At 54.1% G+C, this 22,280-nt stretch carries 20 protein-coding genes; 10 read left to right on the top strand and 10 right to left on the bottom strand.

From position 1 onward, the window contains the following. Nucleotides 1–41: 41 nt before the first annotated feature. Entirely contained in the window at nt 42–1,925 is a 1,884-nt protein-coding gene (htpG, locus tag MKX51_RS17215; protein WP_340940132.1) for a molecular chaperone HtpG, read from the top strand. Nucleotides 1,926–2,091: 166 nt separating this feature from the next. Here the strand turns inward: htpG and MKX51_RS17210 are convergent, their stop codons facing one another. Continuing rightward, nucleotides 2,092–2,961 carry a LysR family transcriptional regulator gene (locus MKX51_RS17210; protein WP_076078711.1) on the bottom strand — a complete coding sequence of 290 codons (870 nt, stop codon included), beginning with the start codon at nt 2,959–2,961 and terminating at the stop codon, nt 2,092–2,094. Nucleotides 2,962–3,122: 161 nt separating this feature from the next. Here MKX51_RS17210 and MKX51_RS17205 point away from each other — a divergent pair, with 161 nt between their 5' ends. Continuing rightward, entirely contained in the window at nt 3,123–4,862 is a 1,740-nt protein-coding gene (locus tag MKX51_RS17205; protein WP_340993260.1) for an ABC transporter ATP-binding protein, read from the top strand. Then, the gene (locus MKX51_RS17200) at nt 4,859–6,598 is read left to right on the top strand and encodes an ABC transporter ATP-binding protein (RefSeq protein WP_340940134.1); all 1,740 of its coding nucleotides are present in this window, start codon (nt 4,859–4,861) and stop codon (nt 6,596–6,598) included. Before MKX51_RS17205 ends, MKX51_RS17200 begins: the two co-directional genes overlap by 4 nt. An 86-nt stretch (nt 6,599–6,684) precedes the next feature. On the opposite strand, the gene MKX51_RS17195 is transcribed toward MKX51_RS17200, so the two are convergent. Next, nucleotides 6,685–7,557, bottom strand: a complete 873-nt coding sequence (locus tag MKX51_RS17195) for an AraC family transcriptional regulator (protein WP_340993259.1) — start codon at nt 7,555–7,557, stop codon at nt 6,685–6,687. 190 nt (nt 7,558–7,747) lie between these two features. On the opposite strand from MKX51_RS17195, the gene MKX51_RS17190 reads away from it, so the two are divergent. Beyond that, nucleotides 7,748–9,826: a beta-galactosidase gene (locus tag MKX51_RS17190; RefSeq protein WP_340993258.1), complete on the top strand. Its 2,079-nt coding sequence runs from the start codon at nt 7,748–7,750 to the stop codon at nt 9,824–9,826. Between the two features lie 106 nt (nt 9,827–9,932). Here the strand turns inward: MKX51_RS17190 and MKX51_RS17185 are convergent, their stop codons facing one another. From MKX51_RS17185 to MKX51_RS17175, 3 genes are read right to left on the bottom strand one after another with little or no spacing between them, the layout of a single operon-like run. After that, nucleotides 9,933–10,568: an NUDIX hydrolase gene (locus MKX51_RS17185; RefSeq protein ID WP_340993257.1), complete on the bottom strand. Its 636-nt coding sequence runs from the start codon at nt 10,566–10,568 to the stop codon at nt 9,933–9,935. Between the two features lie 27 nt (nt 10,569–10,595). Further along, nucleotides 10,596–11,048, bottom strand: coding sequence for a hypothetical protein (locus tag MKX51_RS17180; protein ID WP_340993256.1), 453 nt, complete (start codon nt 11,046–11,048; stop codon nt 10,596–10,598). Then, the gene (locus MKX51_RS17175) at nt 11,035–11,256 is read right to left on the bottom strand and encodes a helix-turn-helix transcriptional regulator (protein WP_036699162.1); all 222 of its coding nucleotides are present in this window, start codon (nt 11,254–11,256) and stop codon (nt 11,035–11,037) included. The genes MKX51_RS17180 and MKX51_RS17175 overlap by 14 nt, the downstream gene beginning before the upstream one ends. A gap of 166 nt (nt 11,257–11,422) precedes the next feature. On the opposite strand from MKX51_RS17175, the gene MKX51_RS17170 reads away from it, so the two are divergent. Together MKX51_RS17170 and MKX51_RS17165 are read left to right on the top strand one after the other, a co-directional pair. Continuing rightward, a complete protein-coding gene (locus MKX51_RS17170) occupies nt 11,423–12,172 on the top strand; it encodes an ABC transporter ATP-binding protein (RefSeq protein ID WP_340993255.1) in 750 nt (249 codons plus the stop codon). Further along, nucleotides 12,169–13,593 carry a hypothetical protein gene (locus MKX51_RS17165; RefSeq protein ID WP_340993254.1) on the top strand — a complete coding sequence of 475 codons (1,425 nt, stop codon included), beginning with the start codon at nt 12,169–12,171 and terminating at the stop codon, nt 13,591–13,593. The genes MKX51_RS17170 and MKX51_RS17165 overlap by 4 nt, the downstream gene beginning before the upstream one ends. 66 nt (nt 13,594–13,659) lie before the next feature. Here the strand turns inward: MKX51_RS17165 and kduD are convergent, their stop codons facing one another. The 3 genes from kduD to kduI are packed head-to-tail and all read right to left on the bottom strand — an operon-like array spanning nt 13,660 to nt 16,077. Continuing rightward, nucleotides 13,660–14,415 carry a 2-dehydro-3-deoxy-D-gluconate 5-dehydrogenase KduD gene (gene kduD / locus MKX51_RS17160; RefSeq protein WP_340940147.1) on the bottom strand — a complete coding sequence of 252 codons (756 nt, stop codon included), beginning with the start codon at nt 14,413–14,415 and terminating at the stop codon, nt 13,660–13,662. A 41-nt stretch (nt 14,416–14,456) separates the two neighbouring features. Then, a complete protein-coding gene (locus tag MKX51_RS17155) occupies nt 14,457–15,209 on the bottom strand; it encodes a DeoR/GlpR family DNA-binding transcription regulator (protein WP_340993253.1) in 753 nt (250 codons plus the stop codon). Between the two features lie 34 nt (nt 15,210–15,243). Further along, nucleotides 15,244–16,077, bottom strand: coding sequence for a 5-dehydro-4-deoxy-D-glucuronate isomerase (kduI, locus tag MKX51_RS17150; protein WP_340940149.1), 834 nt, complete (start codon nt 16,075–16,077; stop codon nt 15,244–15,246). A gap of 225 nt (nt 16,078–16,302) precedes the next feature. Between kduI and MKX51_RS17145 the strand changes: the two genes are divergently transcribed. From MKX51_RS17145 to ybaK, 4 genes are all read left to right on the top strand, one after another. Next, the gene (locus MKX51_RS17145) at nt 16,303–17,976 is read left to right on the top strand and encodes a hypothetical protein (RefSeq protein ID WP_340993252.1); all 1,674 of its coding nucleotides are present in this window, start codon (nt 16,303–16,305) and stop codon (nt 17,974–17,976) included. 239 nt (nt 17,977–18,215) lie between these two features. Continuing rightward, the gene (gene aspA, locus MKX51_RS17140; RefSeq protein ID WP_340940152.1) at nt 18,216–19,640 is read left to right on the top strand and encodes an aspartate ammonia-lyase; all 1,425 of its coding nucleotides are present in this window, start codon (nt 18,216–18,218) and stop codon (nt 19,638–19,640) included. 85 nt (nt 19,641–19,725) lie between these two features. Then, on the top strand, nt 19,726–19,998 hold the full coding sequence (locus MKX51_RS17135; protein WP_268748447.1) for a YolD-like family protein: 273 nt from the start codon (nt 19,726–19,728) through the stop codon (nt 19,996–19,998). 12 nt (nt 19,999–20,010) lie between these two features. Continuing rightward, a complete protein-coding gene (gene ybaK, locus MKX51_RS17130) occupies nt 20,011–20,487 on the top strand; it encodes a Cys-tRNA(Pro) deacylase (protein ID WP_340940156.1) in 477 nt (158 codons plus the stop codon). Between the two features lie 46 nt (nt 20,488–20,533). Here ybaK and MKX51_RS17125 read toward each other — a convergent pair whose 3' ends face one another. Next, nucleotides 20,534–21,349 carry an aminoglycoside phosphotransferase family protein gene (locus tag MKX51_RS17125; protein WP_340993251.1) on the bottom strand — a complete coding sequence of 272 codons (816 nt, stop codon included), beginning with the start codon at nt 21,347–21,349 and terminating at the stop codon, nt 20,534–20,536. Between the two features lie 60 nt (nt 21,350–21,409). Then, complete coding sequence (locus MKX51_RS17120) at nt 21,410–22,162, bottom strand: YdcF family protein (RefSeq protein ID WP_340993250.1); 753 nt, start codon at nt 22,160–22,162, stop codon at nt 21,410–21,412. Nucleotides 22,163–22,280: the final 118 nt, after the last annotated feature.

The raw sequence follows: 22,280 nt of genomic DNA, 5'->3' as shown, positions 1-22,280 counted from the left end.
CGCAATCCGAAGGTTACTTTTGAAAGGAGATTTATTTATTCATGGCTAAAAAAGAGTTTAAAGCTGAATCCAAAAGACTGCTGGAAATGATGATTAACTCCATTTATACGCAGCGCGAGATTTTTCTGCGGGAGCTGATCTCCAATGCAAGTGATGCCATCGATAAAATCTATTACAAGGCACTGGCCGATGATAGTCTGGTGTTCAATAAAGAGGACTACTACATTAAAGTAACCGCTGACAAAGAAAGCCGCACGTTAACCATTGCCGATACCGGCATCGGGATGACGCAGGAAGAGCTGGAGAATAATCTGGGGATTATCGCGAACAGCGGCTCGTTTGCTTTTAAGAAGGATAATGAAGCCAAGGATGGCCACAACATCATCGGACAATTCGGGGTCGGCTTCTATTCCGCATTCATGGTGGCGGACGATGTGACCGTAATCAGTAAGGCGCTGGGCAGCGAGCAGGCGTTCAAATGGGAATCCCAGGGTGCGGACGGCTACACGATTGAGCCTTGTGAGAAGGATACGGTCGGTACCGAAATTACGCTGAAGATCAAAGAGAACACCGAAGACGATAACTACGATGAATTCCTCGAAGAATACCGTCTGAAATCCATCATTAAGAAGTATTCGGACTTCATCCGCTTCCCGATCAAAATGGACATTACCGGCAGACAGCCCAAAGAGGGCGCTGAGAATGAATTCATCGATGTGACGGAAGAGCAGACGGTCAACAGCATGGTGCCGATCTGGCGCAAGAACAAGAAAGAGCTGACTGATGAAGATTACAACAATTTCTATGCAGAGAAGCGTTACGGGTTCGACAAGCCGCTGAAGCACATCCACATCAGTGCCGACGGCGCAGTGGTCTACAACGCGATTCTGTTCATCCCGGAGAATACTCCGTTCGACTACTACACCAAAGAATATGAGAAGGGCCTGGAGCTCTATTCCAACGGTGTGCTGATTATGAACAAATGTGCCGACCTGCTGCCGGATTACTTCAGCTTCGTCAAGGGGATGGTCGATTCCGAGGACCTGTCGCTCAATATCTCCCGTGAGATGCTGCAGCATGACCGCCAGCTTACAATGATCGCCAAGAACATTAAGAGCAAGATCAAGAGCCAGCTCCTGAGCCTGCTGAAGGATGAGCGTGAGCAGTATGAGACGTTCTACAAGTCTTTTGGCAGACAGCTGAAATTCGGGGTCTATAACGACTACGGTATGGAAAAAGAAACGCTGCAGGATCTCCTCATGTTCCACTCCTCCAAGGAGAAGAAGCTGGTGACGCTGGCTGAATATGTTGAGAGAATGCCGGAAGACCAGAAATATATCTACTACGCTTCCGGTGAATCGGTAGAGCGCATTGAGAAGCTGCCGCAGACCGAAATGGTGCTGGACAAGGGCTACGAGATTCTTTACTTCACCGATGATATCGATGAATTCGCCATCAAGATGATCATGGCGTACAAGGAGAAGGAGTTCAGAAATGTCTCCAGCGGCGACTTAGGCATTGAAGAGAGTGCCGAGGATAAGCCATCCGAAGCGGAAGAGAATGAGAACAAGGGATTGTTCGAAGCCATGCAGGGCATTCTGTCCGGCAAAGTGAAGGCAGTCAAAGCCTCCAAGCGGCTGAAATCCCATCCGGTCTGCCTGTCCACCGAAGGCGAGCTGACGATCGAGATGGAGAAAATCCTCAAGGCCATGCCTAACGGCGGCCAGGATGTGCAAGCGGACAAGGTGCTGGAAATCAACATTCACCATGATGTATTCAAGTCCCTGAAGGCTGCGGCCGAAGGCGACAAGGAGAAGCTGGGTCTGTACACCAACCTCTTGTACAACCAGGCGCTCCTGATCGAAGGACTGCAGGTTAATGATCCGGTGCAGTTCACGAACGATATTTGTAAAATCATGGTCTAATACCGGCGCTGCCGCCGGGCTGTTAACCTTGACTGATTATGAAACCCCGCGACTGGCTTAGGCCGGTGCGGGGTATTTTGGTGCGAATATGGAAAGAGTCCAGCCGCAGGATGACCGGCGCAGATAATGGACATCCTCCAGAAGGGAGGGACTGAGCGGGGCGTGTTCATAGCGACTTGAACGTCTCGATGAACTTGGTAGCCATGGTGGACAAATACTTATCCTTCATCCACACGGCGGCTACGCGGGTGCGCAGGCTCTCGCAAAGGATCTCTTTGTAGATCAGGTTGCTGTGATTAGCCAGCTCGAACGCCGACTTGGGCACGATGCCGATCCCGAGTCCCGCATTGGCCCAGAGCAGCGTGGTCCGGGCATCATCGTTCATACAGAAGATCTGTGGCTCAAAGCCGTGCTCCAGACAGGTCTCGCGGATGAGCTGCTCGAAGCGGCGGTAGATGATGAGCGGCTTGGCTTGCAGCTCGCCCAGCTGGGCAGCACTCTGGCTGGGGGCCCAGTCATAATCAGCGGTCATCACCGCGATCATCGGCTCCGAATGGAAATACAGGCATTCCAGATTGCTGGTGTTGAACGGGGTGCGGATAATGCCCACCTCAACAATGCCCTTGTTCAGCAGGTCGATAATCATGAACGTATTGCCTTCATGAATCTCAAAGGTTACGCCCGAATAGCGCTTATGGAACGCTGTCAGCGGCTCGTGCAGCAGGGTAGCGCCTGATGAAGAGACCGTTCCAATGGTAAGGCTCCCCTTCAGCCCTTTCGCATAGTCGCTGATCTCCCGGGCGGTGGAGTCCGTTAACTCCAGGATCTGCTGGGCCCGGTTACGCAGAATGATTCCGGCATCCGTCAGCTGGATGCTGCGCGGTCCGCGCTCTACCAGCTTGACTCCAAGCTCCTCCTCCAGCAGCTTCAGCTGCTGGCTGAGCGGGGGCTGGGCCATTTGCAGCTTCCTGGCTGCGGAGGTAATTTGTCCTTCCTCAGCAATCGCCAGGAAATATTTTAATTGGCGGATATCCATGGTATAGCCTCCATTTGTTAGGGTTATGACATACGTTATCCATATGGGATAGATACGAAACCAATATTATGAATATATAAGCAGGTATGACATAATCATAACGGGTCTTTTATTTTTTTCAAGAAGGATTACATACTACGCTAAGTTAGGTGAGGATGAATGTGCGCAAAATTGCAGTTTTCTTAAAACCATACAAGAAAGAAGTGACAATCGGGCCGATTTTCAAGCTGCTGGAGGCGGTTCTCGAGCTGCTGCTGCCGACGATTGTAGCCCTGATCATCAACAACGGAATTGGCAAGCAGGATAGCAGCTACGTCTACCGGATGGGGTCCCTGATGGTGCTGATGGCTATTCTGGGCTTCGGCTGCTCCATGGTATGTCAATATTATGCGGCGCGGGCCTCACAGGGGTTCGGCACCACGCTGCGCAACAAAATGTTCAAGCACATCTCTTCGCTGTCGTATGCCGAGCTGGATGTCATCGGCACGCCTTCGCTGATCAACCGGATCACGAACGACGTTAACCAGCTGCAGTTGGCAGTAGCCATGCTCATCCGGCTGGTCATCCGTGCGCCATTCATCTGTATCGGGGCTATTATTATGGCGATGATTCTGGATTTCCGCCTGTCGCTGATCCTGATTGCCGCTACTCCGGTATTCGGAGTCATTCTGTACTTCATTATTACGCGCAGCTCGCCGATGTACCGCAAATATCAGGCTAAGCTGGACCGTCTTGCGCTGGTGCTCAGCGAGAATCTCTCGGGCATCCGGGTGATCCGGGCCTTCGCCGAGAGCCGCCGCGAGAAGCAGCGCTTCAATGAAGCCTCTGAGGATCTGACGCAGACGGCCATTCGTGTCGGACGGATCTCCGCTTGGCTGGGACCGATGACGACACTGGTAGTGAACGCAGCAATTATTGCCATTCTATGGGCAGGCGGCATTCACATTGAAGCAGGGAGTCTGTCGCAGGGTGAGATTATTGCATTCATTAACTATGTAACCCAGATCCTGCTGGCCCTGATCGTAGTCTCCAATCTGGTCATTCTGTTCACCAAAGCTTCGTCGTCTGCCAGCCGCATCAATGAGGTGCTGGCGATGACAGCTTCGGTTGTTGAAGTGCCTGCTCATGCCCCTGCTGCGAAGCGGGACGGTGCAGCACCGGTGATTTCCTTCCGCAATGTCTCTTTCGGCTATAACACGACCGGTGAACTGGCCCTGGAGAATATCTCTGTAGATATCCTCAAGGGGCAGACGGTTGGATTAATCGGCAGTACCGGTTCAGGCAAGAGCACTTTCGTGAATCTGATTCCGCGCTTTTATGATGCTGTGGAAGGAGAAGTTAGAGTCGAGGGTGTAAATGTACGGGACTATCGGCTGGAGCAGCTGCGCAGCAGAATCGGCATCGTGCCGCAGAAGGCGGTGCTGTTCACCGGCACGATTGCCGAGAATATCCGCTGGGGGAAGGCGTCTGCTACCCGGGACGAGATCATGGCCGCAGCGGCGGTAGCCCAGGCTGAGGAGTTCATCACCCGGCTGCCGGAAGGGCTGGATACGCTGGTGGTACGCGGCGGGCATAACCTGTCCGGTGGCCAAAAGCAGCGCCTGACCATTGCCCGCGCTGTCGTCGGACGTCCGCCGATTCTTATCCTGGATGATTCCTCCAGCGCGCTGGACTTCGCTACGGATGCGGCACTGCGCCGCGCACTAAGCAAGAACAGTACAGATATGACCGTACTGCTTGTATCCCAGCGGGTGAGCACAGTAAGGCAGGCCGATCAGATTATCGTCTTCGAGGAAGGCCGGATTGCCGGAATCGGTACGCATGAGGAACTGCTGGAGAGCTGCGCAGTCTATCAGGAAATCTGCATGTCACAGCTCTCAAGCGAGGAGGCTTTACAATGAACAGTACAATGACCTGGAAACGTCTGTTTCAATATACCCGTGAGTACCGGAAAATAACGTATGGAGCTATCTTCTGCGCCATTCTGAGCGTGGTTGCCAGCCTGATCGGGCCGCTCCTGATTGGCCGTGCCATCGACCATATGATCGGACCGGATCGGGTGGAGTTCCCGGAAATTCTGCGCCTGCTGCTGATTCTGGGCAGTGTGTATCTGGTCGGCAGCTTCTTCGGCTGGCTGCTCACTTATTATACGAATAAGCTGGCGTTCCGCACGGTCTATGACCTGCGCCGCGAGCTGTTTGACAAGCTGGACGCCCTGCCGCTGAAGTTCCATGATAACCATCCCCAGGGCGACAGCATCAGCCGGTTCGTGAACGATATGGATGCCGTCTCTGACGGGCTGCTGCAGGGCTTCTCCACGCTCCTGACCGGGCTTGTCACCATCGCCGGAGCCATCGGGCTGATGCTCTATATCAGCCCTGTAATGACGCTGGTGGTGCTGCTGTCTGCCCCCGCAACCTTCTTCGTTGCCCGGTTCATTACGATGCGCTCCCAGCAGCTGTTCCGTGAGCAGGCCAAGATTCTCGGGGGGCTGAACGGCTATGTCGAGGAAATCGTCGGCGGGCAGAAGGTGGTGCAGGCTTATCATTACGAGGACCGCTCCTTTGCAGGCTTTGCCGAGCGGAATAATGAGCTGTACAAGACAGGGACGAAATCGCAGTTCTATGGCTCGCTCTCGAACCCGACTACGCGGCTGGTTAATAATATCACCTTCTCGCTGATTGCAATGATCGGAAGTGTGCTTGTTATCGGAGACCTGTTCTCCGTAGGGGATCTGTCCAGCTTCCTGATCTACTCCAGTCTGTTCGCGAAGCCGTTCAATGAGATAACTGGTGTGATCACACAGCTGCAGTCTGCCACAGCTTCGGCGCAGCGGATCTTCACCATTCTGGATCTCCCGCAGGAGGCCCCGGACCAGCCGGATGCCTACGTGATGGAGAACAGCCGGGGAACGATCACCTTCGACAAGGTAAGCTTCGCCTATACACCGGAGCGCCCGCTGATCAAGGATTTCAGCCTGGAGGTGAAGCCGGGCACGCGCGTGGCGATCGTCGGCCAGACCGGGGCAGGCAAGACCACGCTGGTCAACCTGCTGATGCGCTTCTATGAGGTAGACAGCGGAACGATCCGGATTGACGGCGTAGATATTACTTCCATCACCCGCGACAGTCTGCGGCGCAATTTCGGCATGGTGCTGCAGGAGACCTGGCTGTACGGGGCCTCCATCCGCGACAACATTGCTTACGGCAAGCCGGAGGCCACCGAAGCGGAGGTGATTGCGGCCGCTAAGGCCGCGAACGCGCACAGCTTCATCAAGCGCCTGCCTGAAGGCTATGACACCAGGATCAGCACCTCGGGCGACAATCTCTCCCAGGGTCAGAAGCAACTCCTCACCATTGCCCGCGTCATGCTGGTTGATCCGCCGATGCTCATTCTGGATGAGGCGACCAGCAGCATTGATACGCTGACAGAGGCGCGGATACAGAAGGCCTTCCTGGCGATGATCACCGGGCGGACCAGCTTCGTCATTGCCCACCGGCTGTCTACGATCCGCGAGGCAGACCTCATCCTGTTCATGAAGGATGGAGATATCGTGGAGAGCGGAACGCATGACGAACTGCTGGAGAGCGGAGGCTACTACGCCCGCTTGTACAACAGCCAGTTTACGGCGGTGTAACTAGGAATACGGTTAGCGTGAATGGCTGCGGCAGAACTTCTCCGGAAGTGCGCCGCAGCTATTTTTTTTGCCCAGCGAGAGCGAGCTCAAGAGTGATCCTTGCCCGGATGCAGCCGGCTGCGCATTACTCCGGGAGTTACCCCATGGGCCTTGCGGAAGACCCGGATGAAGTAATTGGTCTCCATGCCAAGGTTGAGGGCGATATCCTGCACGGGACGCTCCGGGTCCTCGGTCAGCATCTGCATGGCGCGCTGCAGCCGGAGGTTCTGCAGATACTTATGCGGAGTGACCCCGTATTCCTGCAGGAACAGACGCTGGAAATGCTGGACGGAATAACCGACAGCCGCCGCCAGATTGGTGATCAGCAGCGGCTCGGTGAAATGCTCGTTGATCAGGCTGACTGCTTTGTTCAGCGCCTCGTTGCGGACGTTCTCGTTCTCCAGCCGGGTCGCTGCACCTGTGGACACTTCACTTCTGCGCAGCATCAGCAGCAGCCGGTACAACGTCACCGACAAGTCCTGCATCGACTGTTCCTCCTGACGCGACGAGCTGTTCCCATTCACCGTGTGCCAGATCCCGCCCAGCATCTCCCAGCATTCTTCGAACCGTTCGAGGCGGAACGGGGCCGGAGGCAGCAGGCCGAGACCCTCCAGAACGGAGGCAGACTGGCTGCCGTGGAACCCGATGAAGCCGACATGCCACGGCTCGTGGGATAACGGATGATATTCATGCCCGCGGTCAGGCGGGAATGTATAGACCATCCCAGGCTGCAGCACCGTTTCGGTGCCGTCCTCCAGGTCACGGAACCGCCCGCTGCCGCTGCGGATCAGAAAAATCTGATGCACTGGGAATCCGGCAGGACGCACATGGTGATACTGGATATGACGGCCGACAGAGTATGGATAGAGAGGGAAAGCATTCAGGTCACGCGGCATTTCAATCAGAGAGAAGGGGAGCATACGAACACCTCATATTCATTTTGTGCTATGCAAACGCTATTATTATCCTACCATTGATCACAGATTATCCTTTATTATAAATAGTATAAATCGTAACAAGCAAGAGGGACAGAGCCACAAAGGAAATTGTATCAGTGAAAAGTCCCATCCTGACATCTACCATCACACATAAACGAGAGGATGAAATCATATGAGCAGCAAAGTTCCTGCAATTAGCAGCAAGGCTCCTGTAATGCTTCATGGCGCCGACTATAGTCCCGAGCAATGGCTGAAATATCCGGGGGTGCTGGAAGAAGATATCCGTATGATGAAGCTGGCAGGCTGTAATGTCATGTCTGTTGGGATTTTCTCCTGGGTCTCCCTGGAGCGCGAAGAAGGGGTATTTAACTTTGAGTGGATGGACCAGCTCTTGGACCGTTTTGCGGCGAATGGCATTTATGCCTTCCTGGCTACTCCGAGCGGTGCGCGTCCGGCATGGATGTCCGAGAAGTATCCTGAGGTGCTGCGGGTAGAACGGAACCGGGTGCGCAACCTGCATGGTGTCCGTCATAATCACTGCTTCACTTCTCCGGTCTACCGTGAAAAGACTGCGCTGATCAACTCCAAGCTTGCTGAGCGTTATGCGCATCACCCGGCAGTGATCGGCTGGCATATCTCTAATGAATTCGGCGGCGAATGCCATTGTAATTACTGTCAGGATGCCTTCAGAGACTGGCTCAAGGCGAAGTACAATAATGATCTGGATGAGGTGAACCACGCTTGGTGGGCTACCTTCTGGAGCCATACGTATACTTCTTGGGAACAGATCGAGTCCCCTGCTCCGCATGGTGAAATGCAGGTTCACGGGCTTAACTTGGACTGGCGCCGGTTCGTAAGCGATCAGACGATCAACTTCTGCCAGCATGAGATTGACGCGGTGCGGGGCTTTAACCCTGACCTGCCGGTGACCACTAACATGCATATGATTGACGGCGTAGACTACCGCAACATGGCTAAGATTCTTGATGTGGTATCATGGGACGCTTACCCGGACTGGGGATATACCGAGGACGATGATGACGCCCGTCTGGCCGCTTGGACAGCGATGCATCATGACATGTACCGCTGCTTCAAAAAGAAGCCGTTCCTGCTTATGGAAAGCACGCCTTCCCTCACGAACTGGCAGATTGTCAGCAAGCTGAAGCGTCCGGGGATGCACAAGCTGTCTTCACTCCAGGCAGTTGCGCATGGTTCTGATTCTGTACAGTACTTCCAGTGGCGTAAAAGCCGCGGCTCCAGCGAGAAATTCCACGGCGCGGTGATCGACCATAGCGGACACACGGAGACCCGTGTCTTCAAGGATGTAGCTGAGGTGGGCCGTACCCTGGCGGGACTGGAGGAAGTTGTAGGTACAACAACTCCTGCTGAGACAGCCATTCTATTCGATTGGGATAACCGCTGGGCGGTGAAGGATGCCCAAGGTATCCGCAATTCCGGCCTGAAATATGAAGAGACTGTGCTTCAGCATTACCGGGGACTGTGGGAGCTGGGAATTCCGGTGGATGTGGTTGGCTCAGGCGATGACCTGTCCGGCTATAAGCTGGTGATTGCTCCGATGCTGTACCTGATCAGCGAAGAGAACGGGAAGCGGATTGAGAAGTATGTGGAGCAGGGCGGAACCTTCCTGGCCACCTATTGGTCGGGAGTAGTCGGCGAGACCGATCTGTGTCACCTGGGCGGCTTCCCTGGACCGCTGCGCAGAACGCTGGGCATTTGGGCCGAAGAGACAGAAGGACTGCATAGCCGCGATCTGAACGGTTTAGTAATGGACCCAGGCAACAGCTTGAAGCTGAGCGGGGAATACGATGCACATGAGATCGCCGAGCTGATTCATCTGGAAGGCGCTGAGGCGCTGGGCCATTACCGCAGCGACTTCTACGCCGGACGTCCTGCACTCACAGTGAACAAGCTGGGAGCAGGTAAGGCTTATCATCTGGCAACACGCGTTAAGGATGCGCAGTTCTATGTGGACCTGTACGCCGCGATTACCGGAAAAGAGCGGATCAGCCGCACTCTGAACACCGAGCTTCCGACCGGAGTAACCGCCCAGCTGCGTTCCGATGGTGAGCATGAGTATGTATTCGTGCAGAATTTCAGCGGCTCCGAGCAAGTAGTGACACTGGACGGACAAGCATACACCGATGTTGAATCCGGCGCTGCGGCTCCGGCCGAGCTGAAGCTGGCAGTGAACGGACTTGCAATTCTGAAGCGCGCAGCGGCTACAGCATAAGTGATGCAGCTAAATCGCGTAATATAGTTACAAGTATCAGCAAAGATACATTGAGTTACAAAAGAAGGCAGAACCCCGTCGACGGGTTCTGCCTTTTAAGTATGTTTTAGGTTGTGGCTGGACCGTACAACCGCTCAATCCCCTCAATCACCCGCCTGAAGTATTCACGCTCATGCGGGACAAAGTGCGTGAAGTCCACCAGCTCGTCGATGCCGATTCGTTCCCCGTTCACGGTGACCTGGAAGCCCTGCACATGAAGCTTGCTGTCTGCTCCCGAGATGAAGCTGCGGAAGTCAGCGAAGCGGGCCTCTACGATTCCAGCCACTTCTTCCACCTGCGGGGTGAATTCACTTAGTGCATAGCGGTTCTCATAGACATATACATGCGCCCGTTCACGGTCCATGAATCCGGCGGAGTCCATCTGGTAGGGGATGACCCCCAGCGGCTGCAGCTCGTCAAAAGCAATCTCAAGCCCCAGCTCCTCCTGCACCTCGCGGATACCGTCCATAACGGTCTCGTCAGCCAGCAGATGTCCGGCAGCCGTAATATCGAGCAGCCCGGCATAATCTCGCTTCTCCGGACTGCGCAGCTGGAGGCAGATCCTCAGCCCACTGTCAGCCTTGCGGACAAACCAGCAGTGGAAGGTCTCATGCCACAGCCCCTGCCTGTGGACCTCATCGCGGGGAGCGGTTCCGGTCCGATTGCCTTGCTCATCAAACGTAGCTAATAATTCCTCGTTCATGCAATTTTCCTCCATTGCCCCAGTAAGTTAAATTGTCCGGGAGTAGTATGCTGATAACAGAAGGTATAACAACAGAAGGGTAACCAAAGTCACAGCAATCGTTAAGAACACGGTTTGGTTAATCAAAGAGGCGACGACAGCAGAAAGTGACAATAAAAGAAGGAAAAGACGTATAGCAGCCCTGCCAGTTTTTAAGGCGATCATCCGGTTTCGTTCATCTTGTGCGGCAATATGTAACGCTTCTAATAATTCAGGGTCTTTGAGAACCTTGCGGAGCCGGGCAATACGGAGAAAGGCGGTAATCCACGAACCGAACAATAAACCGGCGAGAATCCCTATATTCCAGCTGTTCAGCGTGTCGAACCTGCCCCATACGAACGCTTTGAATATAAACGCCACAATAACGGTTATCCCCATACCTGCCGCATAAAATGAATTTATAACGATTCGCCGCCGCAGCTCCTTTTCAAAAGACTTCATAGTCGATATCCTCCACATCTGAAAAATCAAAAATATCCTCGATCGGCAAACCGAAAAATTTTGAAATTTTATAGGCAAGCGGGAGGGAGGCGATGTATTTTTCGTTCTCAATTGAAGTGATGGTGTGGCGTGTGACACGCAGTGCCTTAGCCAATTCCTCTTGGGAAATCCGCCGCTCTTTTCGCAGTTCGCGTATTCTTGTCTTCACTAACCTGCCACCTCCCCTGAAGCAATGCTGCTGCACCTCAACTCTGTTATTATGTTGCACGGATACGCTCTTAGTCAAGTTCACTACACAATTAATGTACAGTTGACTATACAAAAAATGTGCAGTAAGCTATACATAATATGGTCTAAAGGATGGGGCGGGGAGCATGGAGAATATACGGTTCGAAGGGGTCAGAAAGTCCTTTGGCGATGTGGCTGCTGTAAACGGTCTGGATCTGAGTATTGGGGAGGGCGAGGTCTACGCACTGCTTGGGCATAATGGGGCGGGAAAGACCACAACGCTTCGCCTGCTGCTTGGTCTGCTGGAGCCGGATGAAGGGGATATCATTGTTTTTGGGAAGAATCCTATACAAGAGGGGGATAGCGTACGCGGTCTGTGCGGCGTTGTATCCGAAGATACAGGGCTGTACGAGTCTTTGACCGTCTGGGATAACCTGATGTATTACGCTGACATTTATGGCATGAGCCGTGTTGAATCGAGTAGCCGTATTGACGAGCTGCTGCGGACATTTGAACTGCATGACAAGGAACGAACGATGATTAAGGGGTTGTCTGCCGGCATGAGTAAAAAGGTTGCCCTGATCCGGGCCATGCTGCATAGACCGCGCATACTGATCCTGGATGAGCCTACGAATGGGCTTGATCCTGTCAGTACAACCGATCTAAGGAAGATGTTATCGCGGCTGGCGAAGGAGGAGGGGACCACTGTCATTATGACCACACATCATCTGGAAGAGGTCCAGAAGCTATGCGATCGAGTCACGATTCTGCGGCACGGGCGAAATATTTTTACCGATTCCATTTCAATGCTTCAAGACAGCGATCATTACCTGGAGAACGGCCAATTCAGTCTTGAAAAGCTGTATATGGATATGGAGCAGGGGGGAGGGCGATGAATAGATCCTATCCCGTTTTTCGTATTCAGTGCGCGGAGTTTACAAGTGACAAAGGGATGCTCTTCTTTTATGGCCTAGCTATCGGCATTACCGGTATAATCGTTCCACTATTCATGCACGGGGTAGAAGTCTCCTTAACCGCCGCAGCATTACATACGGCAATCTTACTGAGGCCCATGTTATCCGACAGCATCGCGGGAGAACGGGAGCACCGCACTTTGGAGACACTCCTGTCCAGTCCAATCCACGGGAAAAGCATGCTCTGGAGGAAGTTTGAATTCTGCTTCTTATTTGCGCTGGGCTACTTCATTATAACCGTCCTCTGCTCTGTGTTCACGAGCTATCTTGCCGGCGGCGGAGCGGTGTTGAATCCTTGGCAATGGATGTGCATCATGGTAGTGGCTGCATTGAATTATAGTGCAATATGCATGGGCGGGGTGTATGCTTCCTCCACATCAGGGGATTTGCGGGCTGCCAACCAGAGGGTGTCGCTAATGGCTTATCCTCTGAGCTTTCTATTTGTCATCTGTCTGTCGGTTATAGGAACCGTGGACTTGTTATCGGCGCTGATCATAAGTTGTATCTGTGCATTGATTTACCTTTGGGTTATTTCGATGTTCGCAGCGAAGATCTGGAGGATGAAGCAGCCGGATTTCTTCCAGCCCATCACCATCCAGAAGCCGGAGAGAGTGCATCAGCAGCGTATATCACTAACTCTCCCGAAATCTCAATTTGGCATGGTTTTAAGATTGGAATGGAAGATGCTAATGACCTTGAAAAGGATGCTCCTGAGCTTTGGATTGCTGTGCTTCTCGCCGGTTGCGATGGTGTGTCTGCTGCTGTATTTTACGGGAACGCTTGACCTGAATTATGCCGTCCTGCTAACCGTGCTAATGATACCGAGAGTGCCGACCAACTTAATAGCGTACTCCATAGGCGGGGAGAAAGTATATAAGACAGGGGAAGCCTTATTATCTACACCTCTGCAGATCCGTCCGGTCTTTCTGGCCAAATGTATGATTCCCGTGCTTGTAACGGCGGTCATGCTGACCCTCTCATCTGTGCTGACGCTGGCGGGCGTAACTATTGCAGCACTGATCATGCCTGATCTTGTCTCCCTCCAAGGCTATACAGCGGCACAGCTTATCCTGCTGTTTCCCGTTAGTCTGCTCTCATCCACAGCCATGATGTTCATAGCAGCTATTCTTTCTCTGCGGCTCAGAACTCCGCGTCAGGGCTTGTATGCGACAAGCCTTCTGTCGGTTCTGTTTGTGTTCCCGGTATTAGCGATCATCTACTTGGCTCCTAACATGCTGCTGGGGTCCACGATCTATCTCGCGGTTCTTGGAATTGGCAATCTGATCTGTCTAAAAAGAATTTCGGACAACATAACCCGTCCTCAGCTCATGAGCAGACTATAAGGAACATACAAAACCCCCGGTCAAGCTTCATAAGAAGCAACCGGGGGTTCTTTGTATTTGGATTCCTTATCTAGCCAACCAGCCGCCATCCACATTCAGAATGTGGCCGTTCAGGTAGTCGGAAGCGGCGGAGGCCAGGAATACGGCAGGTCCCTTCACATCATCGGCAGTTCCCCAGCGTCCGGCTGGAATACGGTCAAGGATGGAGTCGGAGCGGCTCTGGTCCGCACGGATAGGAGCGGTGTTCTCTGTAGCCATGTAGCCTGGAGCAATTGCGTTGATGTTAAGGCCCGAGCCTGCCCATTCATTGGCAAAGGCTTTGGTCAGACCGGCTACGGCATGCTTGCTTGCGGTGTAGCCCGGCACGTTGATGCCGCCCTGGTAGGAGAGCATGGAGGCGATGTTGATGATTTTACCATTGCCTCTTTCGAGGAAGTGGCGGCCGACGATCTGGGACAGCAGGAAGACGGTGTTCTGGTTAAGGTTAATCACATCGAACCAGTCTTTCTCACTGTGGTCCTTGGCTGGAGTACGGCGGATCATGCCTGCACAGTTCACCAGGATATCTACTTTGCCGGTGAAAGCAACGGCTTCATCGAACATGGCTTGAAGCTTGGAATGGTCGCTGAGATCAGCGGCGATGCTCAGTGCTTTGACGCCAAAAGCTTCACAAGCAGCTACGGTCTCGTCACTGGAATTAAGCGATACGGAGACTACGTCTGCACCGGCTTCTGCGAAGGCGATGGCAATGCCTTGTCCAAGACCTTGTGCTGCGCCTGTTACGATTGCTGTCTTACCTGCCAAGCTGAATAAAGATGACATATGATTATTCTCTCCTTTGAGCGATTTGAATTGTATAATTATCAGCATTCAATGTTGATGCCGGCCTTGCGGAACAGCCCGGCGGTCTCCGGGGCAAGCCCGCTGTCTGTCAGCAGAACATCGACCTCCTGCAGGGAAGCGAAGGTGCGCAGCGCGGTCTGACCGAACTTGTGATGATCGCATGCGGCGAACACCTGACGGGCCGTGGAGACTAACGCCTGTTTGAAATCTATAAGATCGCCGGTATAGATGGACAGGCCGTGTTCAATATGAACGGCTGTGGCCGAGAGGAAGGCTTTTTGAATATTAAGCTTCTGTACATAGGATACGGCTTCGGGACCGGCCAGCATATTGCGGACACGGTAGCCGCCGGGTACGACCAGACGGATGTTATCTCTCTGGACCAGCTCACTGATGATGTAGACATCATTGGTAATGACCGTAAGAGGCATATTCGTAAGCCGCCGGGCAATCTCAAGCGTTGTGCTTCCGCCGTCCAGGGCAATGATATCATCCGGAGCGATATGCGCCAGCGCACGCCGGGCAATCTCCGTCTTCTCCTCAGCGTATTTATCCAGCGGATTGCGCAGGGGCAGAATGCCGAACTGATCGCTCTGTGCCAGCACGGCACCGCCGTGGACGCGCATAATCAGTCCCTGCTCCTCCAGCTTGCTTAAGTCCTCGCGGATCGTTTTGCCGGTGACCTGGAGCTTGTCGCTCAATTCGTTCACGGTTACATCCTTCTGGTTCAGCATAACTTCCATAATCATCTCGTGCCGCCGTATCGGGTTCATCCGCCTGCCTCATCTTTCCGTAGTTGATTTGCTACTATTGTAATTCTTTCATCCCTACGGGGTCCATATCATCATACCGCTTGTTGTCTCCGGCCATGCTCCAGATGAAGGTATAGTTATGCGTACCAACACCGCTGTGAATGGACCAGCTCGGGGAGATGACAGCCTGTTCATTGTGCATGACGATGTGGCGGGTCTCGGTCGGTTCGCCCATCAGGTGGAAGACGATGGAATCGTCCGGCAGATCGAAATAGAAGTAGGCTTCCATCCGGCGCGGATGCGTGTGGGATGGCATGGTGTTCCACATGCTGCCCGGCTTCAGCTGAGTCATGCCCATGACAAGCTGTGCGCTCTGCACACCGTTCGTGTGGATGAAGCGGTGAATCGTCCGTTCGTTGGAATTCTCCAGACCGCCCATGGCTCCGGATTCGGATTCAGCCAGCGTAGTCTTCGTAGTCGGGTAAGACTGGTGTGCCGGAGCGGAATTCAGATAGAATTTGGCCGGCTTGGCGCTGTCCGCACTCTTGAAAATAACATCCTTCGAGCCTTGGCCCACATACAGGCATTCCTTGAAATCAACCTCATATTCAGTTCCGTCCACAACAACCGAACCCTTGCCGCCGACATTGATAACGCCCAGCTCACGGCGTTCCAGGAAATAGGTTACGCCCAGCTCCTTGAGGTCCGTGGTCAGAGCCACCTCGCCGTTCACCGGATTCGCTCCGCCAACGATCATGCGGTCTTCATGGGTCAGGACAAGCTTCAGCTCATCTGGTGCAAAGATAACCGGGATATGGAACTCCTTACGCAGGCGCTCAGTGTCAAACTGCTTCACTTCATTCGGATGTGATGCAAAACGTCTTTCCATCGAATATTCAGTCTCCTTAGAAAACATATTTTCGTTCGTATAGGTACAACTTAATCCATTTACGTTCATTTATCAAGCATAATCTTTTTTAGTACGTTTATTTTAGTTTATTTATTCAGCGATAAGATTGCCATCTGAACTGAAAGCGTGCACAATAGAGCTGGAGTACAGGGAATTTATTCAGGATTAAAAATATGGAATTCATACTTACGGAGGGTGAACGAGATGGCAGATATGCCTCAGCAACAGATGACTTCTAAAATACGCCAAAGGCAGATTATATCCGCTATCGCGGTGGAGGCGGAGCGCCGCCCGCTGTTGTACAGCGGACTCTGGTTCCATGATGATGTGCGGAACAACTTCTATTATGCGTCTTATCTGTTTGCCGCTGCGGTGGATGACACTCTGGAGCTGCCGTTTGGCAAGGAGGATGCCAAGCGGAAAGCCGAGTCTGTACTATTAGAAACAGTTAGACTCCAGAACCGGATGCCGGGGACCCCATTGTATGGACATTGGCCGCTGGGGCTTCATCCTACTCCCGGAGAGGCTGCACCGCATGAGCTGCCGGTTGAGATTATGGGCAGCCTGATGGTCTGGTTCAACCGGCAATATTCCGACCGGTTCAGCGCGGGACTGCGGGTGGCGTTCCATACAGCTATCGGCCATATCTACCGCAGCGCCTTCTTCCGTAAGCAGGTAGCGACCTTCGGCCATCATGAGGCGAAATATACGGCGGCGAAGCTGATCTTCGGCAGGCTGTTCGAGGATGATCTGCTGAGGGAGGACGGGCGGCACAGCCTGGAGCTGACGCTGGCGCATATCCGTGCGAAGGGCATGCCGGAATATGGCAGCCTGCCGTGGTTCTGGCACTGGGTGCAGGCGTTCACCTGCGCCTGGGAGCTGGAAGAGGACAACGGGATCAAACAGACGCTGGGCGAGATGCTGGACTTCCTGTGGACCGAGCGGAGCCAGTGGTACCTGCAAGGGGCCTGGGCGGGCGCGCATTCCCGGGGCTGGCCGCATGATGTTCCGGCAGAAGGCAATGTGCTGCATGACTATGTGCAGTTCGGGGATTTCGCTCTGCCTGCGGAGATGCCCCGTACCGAATATGCAGGGTTCCTCTATTATGAAGCGCCGGAGGAGGTGCGCTCCGCTGCCCTGAACCGCCAGTTACCGGCAGAGGTCTGCAAGAAGACCGAGAAGGTGATTGCCGGTTCCCCGGAGCGCCAGCCGGCGCTGCATTCTTACGCCTATATCTGCAAGGATTACGCGGCAGGCGGGATGTGGGAGCGGGTGGAGGAATTCGATAATGAGCAGCTGCGCTGGGCCTTCTCGCTCCCGGTTCCGGCGGCGGCGGGCGTGAACCGGCTTTATTTTTTCCATCCGGGTGAAGGCTATCAGCCGGGCGATCCCCGGCACCAGAGTCCTTATATGGAGGTGCTGTATCACCGGAACACGATCCTGTCGCTGTTCCCGGTGCCTGAAGGAAAGGATACGGCCATCGTCGGGGTGCTTCCGTTAGGCGAATGGATCAGGCAGCCCAAGGCGCTGCTTGGACATGCGGGCAATGTGTATTTTGCCGTCTATGTATCGCATGAATACGAACTTCTGGAGCGGCCATCCTATCTGGAGGTAACGTCCAAGAACATGCCGGGAGGCGTCGTAGTCGAAGCACTTAGCACAGATCAGGCGGCGGAGCTGGGGATACACAGTCTTGAGGAATTTGCCGCAGCCGCTATGCAGCGGGCACCGGAATTTACGGAGGGAGAGATCCTGTCGGCCACGTATACAGCCTGGAGCGGCAATGAGCGCCTACAGCTCAACATAGACAATAAGCATAGGGGAATACAGTCGCTGATTAACGGCAAACCGGTATCATTTGAACATTATATGGTCTAAACGGAACACTTCGCTCCCTGGGGAACTTAAGATTTTTTCGGATTGGAACTATCTCAAATTTTAAGCTACAATGACATAGAGCCCGGGGGTCAGCAATGGCTGCCGGGTTCTTTGCGCTACCCGCATAGGCCCTGAGCATGGCGCAGCAATGAAGGTAATATCTTTAACGCTGCAAGGAAAGAATAAGTTAACTAATTTGCAGCAGAGGATCTACTACTGAAAACATGGGGGAGAGCAGGATGACAGAGACGGAATATCGGCTGGAGAAGGATTTTTTGGGCAGCAAGCAAGTGGAGCATCAGGCCTATTACGGGATACAGACCCTCCGGGCGGTGGAGAATTTCCCGATTACCGGCTACCGTGTGCACCATGAATTAATCAAGGCGATGGGGATTGTCAAAAAATCCGCTGCGCTCGCCAACATGGAAATCGGCCGCCTCTATAAGGGTCTGGGTGAGGTTATTGTCCAAGCGGCTGACGAGGTGATTGCGGGGAAATGGGATGAGCAGTTCATCGTGGATCCGATTCAAGGCGGCGCGGGTACCTCACTGAATATGAATGCCAATGAAGTGATTGCGAACCGTGCGCTGGAGCTGCTGGGCAAGGCCAAAGGGGATTACTTACAGCTCAGTCCGAACACTCATGTGAATATGGCGCAATCGACGAACGATGCTTTTCCGACGGCGATTCATATTGCCACGCTATCGCTGCTGGAGCAGCTGCTGATTACGATGCGGACGATGCACGGTGTGTTTTTGCAGAAGGCGGCTGAATTCGATTCCGTGATTAAAATGGGGCGGACCCACCTGCAGGATGCGGTGCCGATCCGTCTCGGACAGGAATTCGAGGCGTACAGCCGGGTGCTGGAGCGTGATATTCAGCGGATCGAGCATACGCGCGGCCATCTGTATGAGGTGAACATGGGCGCGACCGCCGTAGGTACCGGACTGAACGCCGATCCCCGGTACATCAAGCGGGTCGTCGAGCTGCTGGCCGAGATCAGCGGTCTGCCGCTGGTCAGCGCGGAGCATCTGGTGGATGCTACGCAGAACACGGATGCTTATACCGAAGTCTCGGCCTCGCTGAAGGTCTGCATGATGAATATGTCCAAAATCGCCAATGACCTGCGGCTGATGGCCTCGGGCCCGCGTTCCGGCTTCAATGAGATTACGCTGCCGGCCCGCCAGCCGGGATCGTCCATCATGCCCGGTAAGGTGAATCCGGTGATGGCCGAGGTGATTAACCAGGTGGCTTTTCAGGTGATTGGCAATGATCATACGATCTGCCTCGCTGCTCAGGCCGGTCAACTGGAGCTGAACGTTATGGAGCCGGTGATGGTGTTCAATCTGATTCAGTCGATCAGCATCATGAACAATTCCTTCCGGGTGTTCACCGACTATTGTCTGGCAGGGATTGAAGCCAACAAGGAGAAGCTTGCGCGTGAGGTGGAGCGAAGCGTCGGTATCATTACCGCCGTGAACCCGCATCTGGGGTATGAGGTCGTCTCGCGGATTGCCAGGGAAGCCATTCTGACCGGAGAATCGGTGCGGGCCTTGTGTCTGAAGTACAATGTGCTTAGCGAGGAAGAGCTGAACCTGATTCTGGACCCGTATGAAATGACCCATCCCGGCATCGCGGGGGCCGCACTTTTGAATCATGAATAATAATCGTGATTTGTGTAAAATCAGGCTTCCTCTCATGGTATAATAGACACGAGCATTTACACCGGGCATGATCCTATATTCTGTAATGGCTTACTGGAGGCAAAGTGTGGCGAAGGCAAAAGTGGCAAAACGTCCCACCCGCGACGAATTCGTGCTTGAGGAGCTGGGCAACCAGCTGGTAGAGGCGAAGCAGGAGGATTCCGAGATTCTGCTGACGGTCTGGGGGAAGGAAGAAGAGGTGCGCGGGGTGATTGTAGAGATGGATTCGCGTACCGGCAGGGTGCATGTCAGAAATAACGAAGAGATTATCAAGGTGCCGTTCATGGACATTATGCAAATCAATTATCCCCGGGATTAGGGGGAGCGGCACATGAACAAAACAAATGCCATGCGCATACTGGATGCAAGGAAGATAAGCTACACCATTCATAGCTACGACAATGAGGACGGGCTGATTCACGGAACAGCGGTTGCTGAGAAGATTGGCCTGCCTCCTGAGGTAGTATTCAAGACACTGGTCGCACACAGCGGACCGCAGCCGTATGTCTATGTGATCCCGGTTGCTGAGGAGCTGGATCTGAAGCGAGCCGCCAGAGCCGCCGGAGTGAAGAAGATTGAGCTGCTGCCGCTGAAGGACCTGCTGAAGCACACGGGATATGTCCGCGGGGGCTGTTCCCCTGTCGGGATGAAGAAGCTCTACCCTACGTTCATTCACAGCAGTGCGGCGGAGCTTGAGACAATCGCGGTCAGCGCAGGCCGGATCGGCGTTCAGATGGAGCTTGAGCCGAAGCTGCTGGGCGAAGCAGTGTCTGCGGTTTTTACAGAGTTGATTAAAGAGGAAGTGTAACGAATAAAGCCGGAACTCCTATGTGTGTAGGGTTCCGGCTTTTGCTTCAAGCAGTAGTCCATTCGCTGTAATGGTCGGCTATGAATTGCAGCTCGCGCTCGTAGTGGGCCAGGTGGCCTTCTTCCACCATTGTGACAAAAGCAGGATTGCCCGCCCCGGCCTCCTTCTTCAGCGTATCGCACATAGCCGTGAGCCGCCGGGTCAGCCAGACATGCAGATCTTCCGGGACAGCGAGTCCATAGGCTTCAAAAAACAGCTGAATCCGCCGCTGCCGGTCTGCCGCATGCAGGTCTGCCTGATAAGGTACCGTGGAGCCTGTCAGATAGTCGGGTGCAAAACCGGCGAGCGGAACTGAGGTGTAGAGGGTATAGGCAATGTCCCATAGGCGCGGGCCCGGACCAGCCATGTCGAAATCAATCAGCGCCACGGGCGAACCATGCTGAAACACCACGTTGTACAGCGCCGCGTCATTATGGCAGATCACTTCATGTGCGTCAGGATCGGCATAGGGAAGCTGCCACTCCGTATGTATACTATTCGGTACGAAGCCCACCGTTGCATCATGATAGCTGCGCAGCAGGCGCGCCAGGCCCGTAAGGGTCTCTTCCGACCACATGTACGGCTCCAGCTCAGGATAAGCGTTGCCCGGAACCTCGCCGGGAAGAAAGGATAGGATTTCGCGCCCAGCTTCATCTACACCCAGGAATCTGGGTGCTCCTGCGAAATTCTGCTGCTCCAAATGTTGTAGCAGTGCATGAATACTTGGGCTCCAGCTCCCTGTGGGACGGCGGACGGTGTCTGCCTTGCGGATAATTTCGTTTACATTTCCGCCGGTTAACTTCTCTTCATCATAGGGGTTCACTGGTTACGGCACCTCGCTTTCTTGGATGGGCGTCCGGCCGCGTGCAGCCAGCTGCAGGGGTCAAGGCAGCAGCTTCGCGGCGATTACCCCCAGATACTCCTTCAGCGCCAGCCCGGTTGTGGAGACGGCTCCGGCGGACGGAGTGAATTTGCTTACATAGAGTGACATAGGACGGCTGGCCTGAAAATCGACCGGAAAAGCCTGCGGCATAAGTCCGGCATGCTCGAACTGGAGCATGCTGCGCGGCATATGGAAGCCGGAGGTCACCAGAACGGGACGGCTGAAGCCATGCTCCTGCATGAGCTTCGCGGTGTTGACCGCATTCTGCTCCGTATTGAGCGAGCGGTTCTCCGGCAGGATATCCTCTGCGGGGATGCCGAGGCCGATGAGCTGCCGCCGGGCGATATCCGCTTCATTGCCGCTGTCGGCGAATACCTGTCCCCCGGAGAAAATAACCGGCAGGCCAGTCTCGCGGTACAGCCGCGCAGCCGCCAGCAGGCGGTTCGCGGCCGGACCGGACATATTGCCCTGCCCGTCCAGATCCGGGGTGCCGGAGGTGGCCCCGCCGCCGAGGATTACGATCACATCCCCCTCTGCGGAAGCAGGCTGAGGGTACTTCCGCTCCAAGCTCCCGATCAGCGTGTCGGCGACAGCAGAGGTCATCGACAGATAGAGCAGGAGTGTGACCGCCAGCAGCACGATTGCGGGACGGCGGCTATTTTTCCACAGCCAGACCACCATGCCCAGCAGCAGCAGGACGAATATCCCGGGCGGCAGGACAAAGCTGTATACGAATTTAATGAGATAGATCAAGAGTTCACCAACTTTTTCGAGGATCATATCAGATATTGTACCACGAGTCCGGCAGGAGTTCCCAGCCTCACAATTGTCTTAAAAAACTGCGCTTTCCTCTTAAAAAGCTTCACCCGGC

The sequence above is a fragment of the Paenibacillus sp. FSL M7-0420 genome (assembly GCF_038002345.1).
Lineage (GTDB): Bacteria > Bacillota > Bacilli > Paenibacillales > Paenibacillaceae > Paenibacillus_AQ.
The sequence above is the reverse complement of the archived record's forward strand: the minus strand, read 5'-3'. Positions and strand labels throughout refer to the sequence as shown.

Excerpts from the sequence above, each read along its gene's own strand:
- MKX51_RS17195 (WP_340993259.1), bottom strand. The coding sequence starts at position 7,557 with ATGCTCCCCTTCTCTCTGATTGAAATGCCGCGTGACCTGAATGCTTTC.
- MKX51_RS17165 (WP_340993254.1), top strand. The coding sequence starts at position 12,169 with ATGAATAGATCCTATCCCGTTTTTCGTATTCAGTGCGCGGAGTTTACA.
- kduD (WP_340940147.1), bottom strand. The coding sequence starts at position 14,415 with ATGTCATCTTTATTCAGCTTGGCAGGTAAGACAGCAATCGTAACAGGC.
- MKX51_RS17180 (WP_340993256.1), bottom strand. The coding sequence starts at position 11,048 with ATGAAGTCTTTTGAAAAGGAGCTGCGGCGGCGAATCGTTATAAATTCA.
- MKX51_RS17185 (WP_340993257.1), bottom strand. The coding sequence starts at position 10,568 with ATGAACGAGGAATTATTAGCTACGTTTGATGAGCAAGGCAATCGGACC.
- MKX51_RS17190 (WP_340993258.1), top strand. The coding sequence starts at position 7,748 with ATGAGCAGCAAAGTTCCTGCAATTAGCAGCAAGGCTCCTGTAATGCTT.
- MKX51_RS17145 (WP_340993252.1), top strand. The coding sequence starts at position 16,303 with ATGGCAGATATGCCTCAGCAACAGATGACTTCTAAAATACGCCAAAGG.
- htpG (WP_340940132.1), top strand. The coding sequence starts at position 42 with ATGGCTAAAAAAGAGTTTAAAGCTGAATCCAAAAGACTGCTGGAAATG.
- aspA (WP_340940152.1), top strand. The coding sequence starts at position 18,216 with ATGACAGAGACGGAATATCGGCTGGAGAAGGATTTTTTGGGCAGCAAG.
- kduI (WP_340940149.1), bottom strand. The coding sequence starts at position 16,077 with ATGGAAAGACGTTTTGCATCACATCCGAATGAAGTGAAGCAGTTTGAC.
- MKX51_RS17200 (WP_340940134.1), top strand. The coding sequence starts at position 4,859 with ATGAACAGTACAATGACCTGGAAACGTCTGTTTCAATATACCCGTGAG.
- MKX51_RS17210 (WP_076078711.1), bottom strand. The coding sequence starts at position 2,961 with ATGGATATCCGCCAATTAAAATATTTCCTGGCGATTGCTGAGGAAGGA.
- MKX51_RS17135 (WP_268748447.1), top strand. The coding sequence starts at position 19,726 with ATGGCTTACTGGAGGCAAAGTGTGGCGAAGGCAAAAGTGGCAAAACGT.
- ybaK (WP_340940156.1), top strand. The coding sequence starts at position 20,011 with ATGAACAAAACAAATGCCATGCGCATACTGGATGCAAGGAAGATAAGC.
- MKX51_RS17155 (WP_340993253.1), bottom strand. The coding sequence starts at position 15,209 with ATGAACCCGATACGGCGGCACGAGATGATTATGGAAGTTATGCTGAAC.
- MKX51_RS17170 (WP_340993255.1), top strand. The coding sequence starts at position 11,423 with ATGGAGAATATACGGTTCGAAGGGGTCAGAAAGTCCTTTGGCGATGTG.